The sequence below is a fragment of the Acidovorax facilis genome, assembly GCF_050626955.1.
GTDB lineage: Bacteria > Pseudomonadota > Gammaproteobacteria > Burkholderiales > Burkholderiaceae_C > Acidovorax > Acidovorax facilis.
Map to the genome: position 1 here is coordinate 4932417 of NZ_CP192460.1, position 13893 is coordinate 4946309.

The 13893-nt window shown below is 56.8% G+C and carries 12 protein-coding genes; 5 read left to right on the top strand and 7 right to left on the bottom strand.

Translation table 11 applies throughout. The features are described from left to right. Positions 1-417 precede the first annotated feature (417 nt). The 3 genes from ACQ4MJ_RS22570 (at position 418) to ACQ4MJ_RS22580 (ending at position 2129) form a co-directional block, all read left to right on the top strand. Complete coding sequence (locus tag ACQ4MJ_RS22570; protein ID WP_055394555.1) at positions 418-1152, top strand: TerC family protein; 735 nt, start codon at positions 418-420, stop codon at positions 1150-1152. Positions 1153-1230: 78 nt separating this feature from the next. After that, a complete protein-coding gene (locus ACQ4MJ_RS22575; protein WP_218300852.1) occupies positions 1231-1689 on the top strand; it encodes a hypothetical protein in 459 nt (152 codons plus the stop codon). 86 nt (positions 1690-1775) lie between these two features. Next, positions 1776-2129 carry a phage holin family protein gene (locus ACQ4MJ_RS22580; protein WP_055394559.1) on the top strand — a complete coding sequence of 118 codons (354 nt, stop codon included), beginning with the start codon at positions 1776-1778 and terminating at the stop codon, positions 2127-2129. Here the strand turns inward: ACQ4MJ_RS22580 and ACQ4MJ_RS22585 are convergent. After that, the gene (locus ACQ4MJ_RS22585) at positions 2097-3656 is read right to left on the bottom strand and encodes a M48 family metalloprotease (RefSeq protein ID WP_431151205.1); all 1560 of its coding nucleotides are present in this window, start codon (positions 3654-3656) and stop codon (positions 2097-2099) included. The genes ACQ4MJ_RS22580 and ACQ4MJ_RS22585 overlap by 33 nt on opposite strands. Positions 3657-3756: 100 nt before the next feature. On the opposite strand from ACQ4MJ_RS22585, the gene moaC reads away from it, so the two are divergent. Together moaC and ACQ4MJ_RS22595 are read left to right on the top strand one after the other, a co-directional pair. Then, positions 3757-4272, top strand: a complete 516-nt coding sequence (moaC, locus tag ACQ4MJ_RS22590; RefSeq protein WP_431151204.1) for a cyclic pyranopterin monophosphate synthase MoaC — start codon at positions 3757-3759, stop codon at positions 4270-4272. A gap of 62 nt (positions 4273-4334) precedes the next feature. After that, positions 4335-7406 carry a fused MFS/spermidine synthase gene (locus tag ACQ4MJ_RS22595; RefSeq protein ID WP_431151203.1) on the top strand — a complete coding sequence of 1024 codons (3072 nt, stop codon included), beginning with the start codon at positions 4335-4337 and terminating at the stop codon, positions 7404-7406. 29 nt (positions 7407-7435) lie between these two features. On the opposite strand, the gene ACQ4MJ_RS22600 is transcribed toward ACQ4MJ_RS22595, so the two are convergent. The 6 genes from ACQ4MJ_RS22600 to ACQ4MJ_RS22625 form a co-directional block, all read right to left on the bottom strand. Continuing rightward, a complete protein-coding gene (locus ACQ4MJ_RS22600; protein WP_431151202.1) occupies positions 7436-8257 on the bottom strand; it encodes a hypothetical protein in 822 nt (273 codons plus the stop codon). Positions 8258-8337: 80 nt separating this feature from the next. Continuing rightward, positions 8338-8880 (bottom strand): pilin, encoded by a 543-nt coding sequence (locus ACQ4MJ_RS22605; RefSeq protein ID WP_431151201.1) that lies wholly within the window; start codon positions 8878-8880, stop codon positions 8338-8340. 390 nt (positions 8881-9270) lie between these two features. Further along, positions 9271-10065 (bottom strand): MBL fold metallo-hydrolase, encoded by a 795-nt coding sequence (locus ACQ4MJ_RS22610; protein WP_431151200.1) that lies wholly within the window; start codon positions 10063-10065, stop codon positions 9271-9273. 12 nt (positions 10066-10077) lie between these two features. Next, positions 10078-12339, bottom strand: coding sequence for a CHASE2 domain-containing protein (locus ACQ4MJ_RS22615; RefSeq protein ID WP_431151199.1), 2262 nt, complete (start codon positions 12337-12339; stop codon positions 10078-10080). A gap of 63 nt (positions 12340-12402) precedes the next feature. Next, positions 12403-13056: an FHA domain-containing protein gene (locus tag ACQ4MJ_RS22620; RefSeq protein WP_218300858.1), complete on the bottom strand. Its 654-nt coding sequence runs from the start codon at positions 13054-13056 to the stop codon at positions 12403-12405. 44 nt (positions 13057-13100) lie between these two features. Further along, entirely contained in the window at positions 13101-13889 is a 789-nt protein-coding gene (locus ACQ4MJ_RS22625; protein WP_121421578.1) for a Stp1/IreP family PP2C-type Ser/Thr phosphatase, read from the bottom strand. Between the last annotated feature and the right edge of the window lie 4 nt (positions 13890-13893).

Here is a 13893-nt window from a genome sequence, read left to right on the forward strand (position 1 = left end):
AGCTTCGGCCCCTTTGGGGCAGCCTTTGAAGGGGTGTGTACGCAATAACCACAATCGTGCTGCCCTTGCGCGACCGTGCGGGCGATGTTCCAATCGACGCTTCGAAGGGGAGTAGCTCCCGACTTGCATTCCGGCATTGCCAAATCTTGGTGCGTGGGGGCGCGAGGCATCGGAACCGTCGTCAGTACGAAGCGAAACATCGCTTCCGGCGGTCCGGGTTCAGCGCATACCGCAAGGGCGCCGGGCTGAGCAAGACCTTTGATGGGCCCGCTGGGGCTGATCAAGGCCGTCCTTTCGTTGCTTGCCCTGTCAGGGCAGTCCTTGATCCCCCGACCGCAGGCCCTTTATCCCTTGGGTGGACTCGGCGCTACAGTGGCGGCGAACTCCCCCTTCGCGTGTATTGATACTGAGGAATTTATGGACTTTTTGGCTTCGCCCGAATTCTGGCTCGCACTCGGCCAGATCATCATCATCGACATCTTGCTGGGCGGCGACAACGCGGTGGTCATCGCGCTGGCCTGCCGCAAGCTGCCTCCGGCCCAGCGTACCAAGGGCATCATCTGGGGCACTGCCGGGGCCATCGTTCTGCGTGTGATCCTGATCGCCTTTGCGATGACCCTGCTGGCGCTGCCGTTCCTCAAGTTCGTGGGCGCGCTGTTGCTGGTGTGGATTGGCGTCAAACTGTTGGCTCCTGATGAAGAGGGCCACGGCGACGTGCAAGGTAGCGACAAGCTGCTGGCCGCCATCAAGACCATCATCGTGGCCGACCTGGTGATGAGCGTGGACAACGTGATCGCCATTGCGGGCGCTGCGCAGAATGCGGGCGAGCACCAGTTCCTGCTGGTCGTGCTGGGCCTTCTGATCTCTATCCCGATCATCGTCTGGGGTAGCCAGCTGGTCATCAAGCTCATGGAGCGTTTCCCGATGATCATCACGGCGGGCGGCATGCTGCTGGGCTGGATAGCTGGCGGCATGCTGGTGACGGACCCTGCTTTCTCGAACCCCGACAAGTGGCAGTGGATGCTGAAACTGCCACAGACAGACATGATCAAGTACGGTGCCAGCGTGGCGGGTGCGTTGCTGGTTCTGCTGGCTGGCAAGATCATCGTTGCGCGCCGCGCGGCGGCGGCACCTGCCGAGCAGCAGGGCTAAAGGCAGACATACGGAACCGACCATTTCAAAAGGGGGCTCTATGCCCCCTTTTGTCCTTGGTCCTCAATGGGAGTCGGTATGGACAGAGTCATCGTGTATGTGGACGACGCGGTTTATGCGCAGCAGGTGCTGGCACCTTTGTTCGCGCGCGACGCGGCCGCCAGAACACAATGGGTGCTGGTGGCCTGCGCGCCACGGATGACCCATCGCATCAGCAAGTGGGTAAGCCACAGCGCCCGTGAAAACTGGCGCGCCAAGTGGGCTGACAAGCTGTTTGCCCAGATCCTTCCCGTGCTGCGGGTGCCCACGGACAGAGTGACCACCGTACTGGCCAAGGGGCCGCTGGCGGAGCTGACCGATCAGTTGCAGGCTGCAGGCGCCTCCGTGGCCCAGGTGGTAGATGCGCGCCGGCCCAAGACGGATTTGGCACAGGAGCCTGCGCCTGTGCGCCCGGACAAAGGCTGGTCGCCAATGCCAGGAACGCTGGGCAGCCTGCTCACGGGTTGCGGAGCGTTGTGGATGCTGGCTTTCGAATAGGCAGTCAGCGCGGGGGCTGACTGCCAGGGGCTTGGCTCCCGTTTTGCGCATTTCTTGGTTCCCTCGGCCGGTGCTATTCTCCGGCCATGAAACTCCTCCTGAAATGGCTTCTCAGCGCTGCATCGCTGCTGTTTGTGGCCTATGTCTACAGCGGTGTGGAAGTGCAGAGCTTCACCTCCGCGCTGATCGCGGCCTTTGTCATTGGCCTGTTCAACGTGGTGTTGCGGCCCGTGCTGGTGGTGCTGACGCTGCCGGTCACCATCGTCACCGTCGGCCTTTTTCTCTTCGTCATCAACGCGCTCATGTTCTGGGCCGCCGCCAGCGTACTGGACGGGTTCCACGTCAATGGCTTCGGCGCGGCGCTGCTGGGGTCGCTGATCTATTCGCTGCTGGGTGTGCTGATTGAATCAGCGCTCGGCGGCCTGTTCGCGAAGAAGTGACTCCACCGCGCGCAGCCGGGTGTCGATGATGGACGCCTCAATGTGGTCCACCTGCGGTCCACCCCGCCGTGCCAGATCCTGGCCCGCCTTGAAGCGGTCTACCGCAGCCGCATAGTCATAGCGCGCGGCGTGGGCCTCTGCCTCGGCGCGCACTGCGCGCAGTGCCTGGCCTTGAGCCTGCCAGGTGGACGCCAAAAGCTGCCACGCCGTCGCATCCCGGGGGTGCGTGGCCACCCAGGTTTGCAGGGCGCTGGTTCCTTCGGCAGCGCGCCCAGCGCGTAGCAAGGCCTGTGTGCGCAAAACCAGTTCAGGGCGCCGGTTGCTGCTGGTGGTGGTGTTGCTCGCATCGGCAGTCAGTGCGTTGACTGCGGCCGCAGCGTCGCCTGATGCCAGTTCGATCTCGGCGGCGAGCAGCTTTGCCAGCCGGTGGGCTGCGGCATCATTGCGCACCAGGTCCTCCAGCTTCTTTGCGGCAGTGCGTGCACCTGCGGCGTCCCGAAGCTGGTTGCTGCCCAGCGCAGCCGCGTACAGCACGCCCACGCGCCGGGAGGCGGGCAGGGCTGCAAAACCGGAACCTTGCGGCTCGGCAATCCACTGGCGCAAGGTGTCCACGCCGGGGTTGGCCAATACCCGGGCACGCGCTGCGACCATTGCGTGTTCCAGGGTCGATGGCACTGTGGCCGCTGCGGCAGCCTCTCCGGGCGGAAGGCGCGAATGCATGTCTGCCATGCGCTCGGTGGTCAGCGGGTGGCTGCGCAGATATGGCCACGAACCGTTGTCGTTGAGCCGGTTGGCCTGCTGGAGCTTGTCGAACATGCTGACAAAGCCCTGCGGTGCAAACCCAGCGGGGGCCATCAGGCCATAGCCAATACGGTCCGCTTCGCGCTCCATGTCGCGCGAAAAGTTCAGCTGGTTCTGCATGGCCAGCGCCTGCCCCCCCACCACCAGCGCCTGCGTGGCGCCCGGATTCTTGCTGGCCGCCAGCGCGCCCAGAATCATCGCCCCCAGCAGCAGGGGCGTCTGCTTGCTTTGCTGGGTGATGAGGCGCGAGATGTGGCGCTGGGTGACGTGGCTGAGCTCGTGGGCCAGCACCGAGGCCAGCTCGTCGCGGGTGGTAACGACCCCGATCAGGCCGAGGTGCACGCCCAGATAGCCGCCCGGCAGCGCAAACGCGTTCACCGTGCGGTCGCGCCCCAGCAGGATCTCCCACGCGAAGCGCTCATCCAGCTCCGGCGAGAGCTCCCCGCGCGCCTTGGCTGCAGCCATCAAAGGGCGCCAGATACCCTGCACATAGTCGGCAATGACGGGGTCGTCGATGTAGTCGGGGTCTCTGTAGAGTTCGCGGATGATGCGGTCACCCAGGCGGCGCTCGGCGCTGGTGGTGAGGTCGCTGGGGTCGCCGAGGGTGGGCAAGGCCGTCTGGGCACTCGCCACTGGTGCGTACAAAATGCTATTTGCTATAAAAATTATAGCTATTAGCGCTTTCTGAACAAGCGCTACAAGCCATTTTTGTTGAAATTTTTGCACGAAGGTCCTTTGTCCACCCTCAGGGCCATGCACATGCGTTGCCCTGTACGGCTAACGCCTTATGATGCCTTCGCCCCAAAAACGTTTCGCTCCATTGTCCATGTCCACCCCCGCCTCACCCCTCACCCACTTCGATGCCCAAGGCCAAGCCCACATGGTGGACGTTGGCGCCAAGGCCGCCACCCACCGCGTGGCCGTCGCCACCGGCCGCATCGAGATGCAGCCGGAAACCTTGGCCTTGATCGAATCTGGGACTGCCAAAAAAGGCGACGTGCTGGGAATTGCACGCATTGCAGGAATCATGGCGGCCAAAAGGACGAGTGATTTGATTCCGTTGTGTCATCCGTTGGCGCTGACGCGAGTTGCTATTGAATTTGAGTCTTGTGGCGCTAGTGGGCATGGCATCACTGGCATTTCATGCGTTGCGACGGTGGAAACCGTTGGTCCGACTGGCGTGGAAATGGAAGCGCTCACCGCTGTACAGGTGGCCCTACTGACGATCTATGACATGTGCAAGGCTCTTGACAGAGGAATGGTCATATCCGATGTGAAGGTTCGGGAAAAGCGCGGTGGCAAATCAGGGCATTTTGTTATGTCTGCCCACGCAGGTTCCTAACGGTCAGCAGATAGCAAAGTTGGTAGACAGATAGAGATAGAGCGCTTGTCGTTCAAAGCGCCTTGACGCACAAGAAGCAGGCGCTATTTTTGCTTGTTACTACCGGTTCAAAGAGTCACAGGGAGCAATTTCAATTGAAAAAGTCATCACCCGACAGCCTGCGCACAGGTCTGTTTGCCATTTTTGTCCTGTCCGGCTTTGCAGGACTGATTTACCAGTCGATCTGGTCTCATTATTTGGGTTTGTTTCTTGGGCATGCTGCCTATGCACAGGCGCTGGTGCTGGCAATTTTTATGGGCGGCATGGCAATCGGTGCTGCCTGGATCGCAAGGGCAGGGCAACGCTGGCGCAACTTGATTCGAGGCTACGCCATCATCGAGGCCGTTATTGGCGTTTTGGGCCTGCTTTTTCACACAATCTTCACCAGCATTGCGGCCTTCAGCTATGACACTCTCATTCCTGCTCTGGGTGATCCTTGGACCGTCAACCTTGCGCGCTGGTTGATCGCTGCAGCGCTGATTCTTCCGCAGACTATTCTGCTTGGCATGACCTTTCCGCTTATGAGTGGTGGTTTGATTCGCCGTTTCTCTGGCAGTGATGGGTATACCCTTGGCGGCCTTTACTTCACCAACAGTATTGGCGCGGCTGTCGGTGCCTTGGTGGCGGTATTTGTGTTGCTACCGTCTATTGGTTTGCCGGGAGCCATGACCGTAGCCGCTGTGATGAATTTTGTAGTGGCAGGTTTGGCGTGGTGGCTGGCACGTGAGCCAGAGCCGGAAGCGCCCATCCACAAAACTTCGGGCAATGGCGATGCCCAAAAACTTACAAAAAATCCTCTGCTTAGGGTGGTGCTGTTCAGCACTGCGCTTTCAGGTGCTGCCTCGTTTGCGTATGAGATTATCTGGATCCGCATGTTAAGCATGGCGGTCGGCAGCACGATGCATGCTTTCGAACTCATGCTTGCGTCGTTCATTGCGGGGATCGCGTTCGGCGGCCTGTGGGTGCGTAAACGCGCAGACTCCACAGAATCGCCGCTGCGGCTGGCAGGCTGGATGCAGATCTTCATGGGGGTAGCCGCTCTGGCCTCTCTAGCGGTGTATGCCAATACCTTTGCCTGGGTCGGCTGGTTGATGCAGGCATTGGCTAAGACAGATGCTGGCTACAGCGTTTTCAACCTCGGTACGGCCACTATCGCGATCGCCATCATGTTGCCAGCAGCGTTCTTTGCTGGCACAACATTGCCACTGTTCACCGTCGCATTGCTGAGAAGCGGTCAGGGTGAGCGCGCCATTGGCCGTGTCTACGCCTGGAACACTTTGGGTTCAATCGCGGGTGTCTTTGCCGCAATCCATCTGTTGATTCCGATCTTGGGCCTGAAGCTGTCTCTTTGTATCGCTGCGTTGGTGGATTTAAGTGTTGGCCTTGTATTACTTCGCTTGGATGCTGATGATAAGAAGGCAATGTTGCGTTTTAGCATTGGAGTGGCACTAGCCGCTATGTCTTTGTTGATTGCTGTTCGAATCCCGTTTGATCCAATGACAGTAGCGTCAGGCGTTTTTCGTCATGGGCGAGTTGCTTTGAGCGCTGACGATCAAGTTGTCTATTACCGAGATGGAAAAACTGCGAGTGTTGCGTCTGTAGTATCAGTTGATGGCAGTATTCAAATCGCAACAAATGGCAAAACCGATGCGGCAATTCAAATGCGAGATGATATGCCTGCTACTCCGGATGAGCCAACAATGGTTCTCGCAGCGGCATTGCCAATGGCCATACACGCGGCGCCTGAGCGTGTTGGTGTTATTGGATTTGGTTCTGGCTTAACAACGCATTCATTTCTGGCCAACCCGCGTATTAAACAAGTCGATACAATTGAAATTGAATCGGCCATGGTTCAGGGGGCAAAAGCATTCGGACCGAGAGTGGAGCGTGCCTACACAGACGAGCGGTCTAATATTATTATTGATGATGCTAAATCATATTTTTCAGGACAGCGTGGGAAATATGATATTATAATCTCCGAGCCCTCTAATCCTTGGATTAGTGGTGTAGGTGCATTGTTTTCCAAGGAGTTTTATAAATTCGTCCCTCGGCATTTGAATGAAAATGGTTTGTTTGTTCAATGGGTTCAGTTGTACGAGATTGATGATGCTTTGCTGGGTTCGATTTTAAAGGGGCTTACTCCCGCATTTGAGGATTATGGGGCTTGGTTGAGTAACAAGTCTGATTTGCTGATTGTTGCAACTCCTAAAGGTGTCTTGCCAAAGCTGAATTTGGAATATTTGCTGTCTAACGAAAAGAGTCGCTTTGACTTGCAGCGGATTGGTATCACAAGTCAGCATCAGCTTGATTTTAGAAAAATAGCGGATGCGCGCATTTTGCGAGCGCTCAGTAAAATTCACCCTGCGCAAAAAGCAAATTCTGATTTTCTACCGATCCTTGGGTTAGAAGCACCTCGTACCCGATTTAAGGGTACTGCGTCGGATACGGCATTGACGCTGCCCATCATCAATAGGCCTTTGCTGGAGGCTTTAGATGTTGCAACCGCTCTGCCCTCCCAAGTTGCTCCACCAAGTATTCAACATTTCACGGCTGATGATCTTACCGAGCGCGCCAGGAGGCTTGCCAAGGAGATTCGTGACGGAAACGGTGCGTATTCGCCTCTGGTGGCATCTGTGCAGGCGGCTGGCAGGAACTGTCGACAAGTGTTGTGGTCAATATCTCAGCGACGACAGATCGCCAGCAGTCTCGTTGACCTAGCGGACAGTACGATCAAATATCTTCCGCCAGCAATGTTGGATGGAGTTTGGATTCGCCCCGCTTGGCTTCAATGTCCTAATTTACATGAGGATTTTGCGCGTGTGATTTCTATGCTGGAGGCTCACGCCATGCGTGATTACTCTAAAATGGAGGTTTTAGGCAGAGATTGGATTTCAAAACCTCCGGCCGAAAGCTTTATGCAGCGATATTTTGACGGTTATGCTTGGTCGGGAATTTTGTTGGCAAAGGTAAAGCAAAAAAAGTGGAGTGAATTGTCTGATATTGTTGATTCAATGGATGCTAGTACATCGCTTCATCCGGAATACGTTTACACTCGTAGGCTTGCGAGGGCGCTTATTGGGGAGTCTGTGCAATAGGCGCTGATATTGAGTGAGTGTTTGGTTTTTTAGAGAAAACCATCGACAGGAACGTAGGCCCGAATACGTAAAGTGTTTGGGTCTAATAGAACGACCCAGTCCAAGGTATTGCGGGAAACCATGGGAAGCCATAGTAGGCTGCTATCATCTTTGCTCTCACCATATTGCATATTCGCAAGGGCTGCCGCTACAGATTTGTCGATTATGATTTTATTTTCTGGATGAGCTGCTCTTAGAACTGAGATAGGCTTCGCTTTTTTGAGGACGTCCTCTTTGCTTTTGTTGTAGTCTTGCCACCTCGATGGGAGTTGGCCTGCATCTACACCTTGTAGCGCCATCTCTAGACTCTTTAGACGTTCACTTGCGGATGCGGAGACTCGCAAACCAACTGTCCTCAAACTATCGAAACTCCAAGGTTTCGCCCAAGAAGGTAGTTTATCTAAGTCGGATTCTGGTACATCGGCGTAACTGATAAGTCTAAAGCGATCTACTTCAAATACTAAAGCGATAGGGCGGGCTATGGCAAGACTGTTTAGGCCGTATGCCATGGCTGCCAATTGAATGGCTGCAATAAAAAATAGATCTACCGAAATAGCTAGCCGAGACTTAGACTTTTTGATTAACAAAAGAGTCAGCAATGGGCCGCAGATGAGATCTACCCCTATAATCAACAAAAATATTCTCTGACCACCAGCAATTTTATGTAAATTTTCTGGAAACCAAAGAGTAAAGACCAAAATAGCGACAAAAGTTGCAAGAAGTGTAGAAATTATTAGATGTACAAGTGCAATCCTCGTTGTCGATTTTTTTGAAAAATGATCTTTGCAGAAAATTTTGAATTTCTGGTACATTTTCGAATTTGCAAGTAAAAATGCCCGCTAGGCGGGCATTTCTATTTCACTAATGAATCAGTTGAATCGATAAAATCGAGTTATCTGCATTCGCTAGGAGCGTACTTGGCTGGAAGCGGGGTGGCTGCTTTTGTAATCACTGGCAATTTACGGTTTGCACCAACGGTATTGGTATCAGATGCGCAACCCCAATCCATTGTGCCGGTATCTGTGCCTGTCAAAGCAGCTTTCAAAGCAACAGGTCCACCCTTCAATTGCAGATACGGCGTATACACCAGCTGAGCTCCAGCAGGGATGGCGCCGATGTTCGCTTGATTGAGCGTTGCAGTTACTTCACCGGTTGCAGCATTGATTTGAACTTTGGTCACATATTTACTTACGGCGCCTGCTCCGCCCACCTGGCCATTGAACGTAGTCGCAAGTGCGGTGAGTTCGATGGCTGTCTGCGCATCGGTTTCAACGAGCTTTTTAGCGCCCGTTGCCAACGAAATACCTTCCGTCACGCGCGCGCGTACCGTGTAGTCTTGGTATGCAGGCAGAGCCACAGCAGCCAAAATACCAATGATGGCCACCACGATCATCAGTTCGATCAGGGTAAAACCCTTTTGCATGAAACGCTTCATATGTAACTCCTCGGAGATCGATTGCAAACACACAACCTGCAGAAGGATTCTCCAGGTCTACCGTAATCAAGCATTTGTCGTGCCAGCCCTTGGCGCCTTGTGCTGCGGCGATGCTCCTGTGCACGCATACGGACTACGCACCTGAGCTTGATAGATGCTCGGGCATGCAAGCTTCACTGACATTTTTGTCTGCGCAAGAGTGTCACAAGGTGCTTCATTTGTAGGCGCAAGAGGTGGATCTTGTCGTCTCAGGAAGGGGACAAACAGATGCTGTGCTCTCCGCCTCGGGCAACGCTTCGTATACCTGAATTCCGTTGAGACGAAATAACTTGTTCGCCAGTGCTGCCCATGCGAAGTGCGGCTAGGAGCGCCGAACCCATCTCGCCAGTGCTAAATCGCAAACTCCTGTCCTGCATGCAGCCAGCCGATCTCAATAGGTGAAGGAGGGCACGTTCTATCGGAGTTGGCAGCCAACAAGCTGCGAATTTCCTGCAGGATAACCGCTGTCTCGGCTGGCTTGGTATGGGTTATGTAGACACGGCAGCCCTGATGCGCACAAGATTGCAGTTCCATGAGCAGAGTGCGCGGCGATAGGTGCAGGCTTTGGCGGGCCAAGGTGCTTTCACGGTCACTGAATGCGGTTTCGATGACGAACATGACCACTGGTAACTGGTTCACGCGCTGCCAGAAGGCGGGGTTGCGTTCTGTGTCCCCGCTAAAAACCCACCATCCTGAGCTTCCCTGGATGGCATAGCCCACCGCAGGCACGGTGTGGACGGCGGGTAGTGCTTCAACCACCAGGTCGGCGACGGTGTGCTGATCTCCTTTTTGTATGGGACAAAAGCGAAGAAACGGCTTGTCTGCGGAGGGTATGGCCCCAAAGTCTGGCCAAACGATGTTGTTGAAGACGTGCGTGCGAAGTGCGGCAATCGTAGCGGGCAGGGCGTGTATCAGCACTGGTGAGTCGCGCAAGGACGAAACCGCATCCAGCATCAACGGTAGCGCAGCAATATGGTCCAAGTGCGAATGTGTCAGAAACACATGGTCGATCTTGCGCATTTCGTCCAGTGTCAGGTCGCCCACGCCTGTACCCGCATCGACAAGAATGTTGTCGTCGATGAGGAAGGACGTAGTCCGGCAATCTTTGGCGATGGCTCCGGAGCAGCCCAGCACACGAACCTTCATGGGCCAACCTGTCTATTTGGTGTCGAAATTGGTGGCGCCGTCCCATCCGGGATCGACGGTCTGCCCGTGGATGGTTTGTACTCGGGCGGCATACAGTTCGTAGAGGGTGGAGGGCGCGGTAGTTTGCTGTAAGTTCACCAGCAGTTTGCCGCATTGTGCCCAGTCCTGGGCGCGATAGGCGTCCAGGAAGTGTTTCCATATGGACAATTCCTCCACTTTGCGCGGCATTCCGGTCTGCAGCGGGGCAACTGGCGAATAGATAGCCACAGCCTGGGCTTTGCCCTTGACGCGCACCAGGTCCAGCTCTTGCCAGATGAAATCCGGTGCCTGGGCATGGGTGGATTCACTCACCACGGTACGCACGCCATAGTGCTTGGACAGGCCTTCCAGGCGAGACCCCAAGTTCACCGCGTCACCAATGACCGTGTAACTGCGTCGGATGTCCGAACCCATGTCGCCCACGCACATTGTGCCGGTATTTAAGCCAATCCCAATACCAATCTCGGGGAGGCCGCGCTCTAGGTGCAACAGGTTGATCTGCTCTACCGCACGCTCCATGTCCAGCGCTGCCTGCACTGCCAGTTGCGCGTGTTCTGCGGTGGGCACCGGCGCTCCCCAAAACGCCATGACGCAGTCCCCCATGTACTTGTCGATGGTGCCCCGGTGGCTGCGAATGATGTGGGTCAGCTGGCTGAACACGTCATTGAGCAGGGCTTGCAGCTGCAGGGGCTCCATCTGCTCCGACATGGCGGTGAAACCCCGCATGTCGCAGAACATGACGGTCAGTTCGCGGCTGGTGGCCTGCATGCTGTAGTTTTCGGGCTGCTTGACCATCTCGTCCACCAACTCGGGTGGCACGTAGGTGCCGAACAGTGCGGCCAGTTCCCGCTTGGATCGGCTTTCCACAAAGTAGCCGTAGACCATGTTGAGCGCGAATGCCAGTACCGCCATCACGATTACCGTCGCCAGTGGCATTGCCAAGCCTTGGGCGAGATAAAGCCACAGGTTGAGGCCTGCCAGCGCTGCAACCACCCCCAGGCTGAGAAGCACCGCGGAGGTGGCTGACAGCGCGGGCAGGGCAACGGAGAGTAAAACACCTGCGCAGAGCAGTTGTGCAGCGTCAAAGCCTACCGCGTAGTCCGGTCGCACGATGCTTTTGCCATCGAGAAAGGCGGACAGCATATTGGCATGGGTTTCCACGCCGGGATAGGTGCGGCCTACGGGGGTCACGCGCAGGTCGAGCAGGCCGGGGGTTGTCGAGCCCACCAGAACCAATTGTCCTTGCAGGTTGTTGGCTGGCAGTTTGCCCTCCAGAACGTCTGACGCGGACACGTAGCGGAATGACCCGCCATTTACATCACCAGGGCCGCGGAAGGGGATCAAGGTTGCAAGCCGTGTGTCCACCGGTAGCGCGAAATCGCGGCCATCCTGGCGTAGCACGATGCTCTGGAGTATGTCGTGCTTCCCTTCTGGATTGGCATGGGCGTAGTGGGGATGGATTTCCGGCTGGTCGAGCAGGGTACGGTACATCGCCAAGGCCAAGGATTCGTAGTAATTTCCCTGATGCTCCGCCAGCAATGGGAGAGATCGGACGACACCATCGTCATCGGTGATGGAATTGAAGAAGCCCGCAGCGGGTACGGCGTGCGCCAGCTCCTTGATGTTGCTGCCATATCCTCCCCAGGAGGTTGCCAGCAACGGTAGGCCGCGAAGTCTTTCTGCGGGCAAGGCGGGTGCTGGCAAAACACCTTTTGTTCTCCCGTCCCGGTCACTGGTGAAGTAATAGCCCAGAACCGCAGGTCGGCCTTGCAGAGCGCGGGCAAAGAGTGCGTCGTAGTCAAGAGCGGGAGCCAGGCGCGCCAGTTGTTCCTTGAAGCCTGTCTGCGCCCGCAAAGGCCCTTTGGCCAAACGCTCCAGGTTTGCGAGGCCTGAGCTTCCGTCTGCTTCGGCGAAGAGGACGTCGAACCCCACCAGCGCGACCTGTTGCCGTTCAAACAGCTCTTGCGTCAAAGCAGCAAGCTTGTCCCGTCCCCAAGGCCAGTGCCCCACCCTATCAAGGCTTTTTTCGTCAATATCAACGATGACGATACGCTCATCCAGGGTCCGCGGCATGGTCGCACGCAGCCGGGTGTCGTAGATGATGTTTTCGAGCCGCTCCAGCACCTGGAGATGAAGGGCGCCTGAAATGTGCAGCAGTGCAAACGCTAACGGAATCAGGGTGACTGCCGTGCGGCGAGCGTGCCGTCGGAACAGATGCAAGAGTCTGGATTGCATGGGTTCCGGCGACAAGGTCGGCAGATAAATTGCCAGATGGGGCGCGAGGCCCGGGTGCGGCCGTCAGCTTTGTTCGAACTGCATTTCCGTACCTGCCAACTCCAGCCGATCACCGTGTTTGAGAGGTACAGGAGATGTGCCGATGGAAGCACCATTGAGCAGAGGCATGTCGGGGCCCTCGACATGGGCCAGCACAAAGCCCTGATGCCGCTTGGTAATGGAGGCCACAGCAACGCCAGGTTTGCCGATGGTGGTAACCACCTTTTGCAGCGACACTTCCCGCCCCGCAGCGGCACCAGACATCACACGGATGACCCCGGAGATGGGCGGGGCAGTGGCAGCACCCAGCGGGGCAGGCCGGGATGCCGTGCCCAACGGAGGCACCATTCCCGGTTTGAAGATCATGGTCTTCTCGAAGTTTTGCCCTTCAGCCTCGTGCATGAAACGGATCTTGTACTTGCCCACCTCAACGGTGTCGCCATTGCGCAGTTCCTGGCGCTTGACAGCCTTGGCGTTGACGTAGGTGCCGTTGGTGCTCCCCAGGTCTTCAATTTCCACATCCTGGCCTGCCATGTGAATGACGGCATGTTCGCCGCTCACGGCGAGGTTATCGATCACGATGTCGTTGTAAGGGCGGCGGCCGAGCGTAGTGCGCTCTTTGGTCAGTTGCACTTCCTTGATGACAACCCCGTCGATTGAAACGATCATTCTGGGCATGATCCACTCCTGATGTGATGAGTAATTGTTGTAGTCGGCGCCACTTACGCGGCCCCTAGCAATCGGGACATAAGGCCGCGTTTCTTGCCCCCCGCAGCCGCTTGCACCAGCAGTACGCTGACGTTATCACGCCCACCGTTCGCATTGGCAGTGTCGATGAGCAATGTGGCTTTTTCCTCCAAAGGCAGTGGTGTTCGCACCAGTTCCGCCAAGTCAGAGTCAGCGACCATGTCCGTGAGGCCGTCTGAACACATTAGGAACAAGTCATTGGGGGCCACCTGAAACTCGTTGACTTCCATCATGACATTGGGCTCTACGCCCAGCGCACGGGTAACGAGATTGCGGTTGGACGACAGCGCGGCTTGCTGCGCTGTAAGCAGGCCGGCATCAACCTGTTCCTGGAGCCAGGAGTGGTCACGTGTGATCTGCTGCAGGGTGCCATCGCGCAGGCGATAGCAGCGGGAGTCGCCAATATGTCCGAGGATGAGGCGGCTGCCGTGGAAAACCCCGACCACCAGGGTGGTGCCCATTCCCGCATATTGGGGGTTGGAAAGCGAGGCACCCAGAATGGCATGGTTGGCGTTCTCGACGCAGATCTCCAGGGCTCGCCGCACGTCGGTCGATTGGGGAGTGCTGCCGGCCTGCCCCAACCAGCGGGCCATCTCGGTGCGGATGAACGTGGTGGCCATGCCGCTTGCCACTTCACCAGCGTTGTATCCGCCCATGCCATCGGCGAGGATGGCGACCTGAGCATCCCGGTCGACCGCCACCGCATCTTCATTGTTGGTGCGCACGCGGCCTTTGTCGGTGCGTGCGAAAAATTCGTAGGTCATGGAT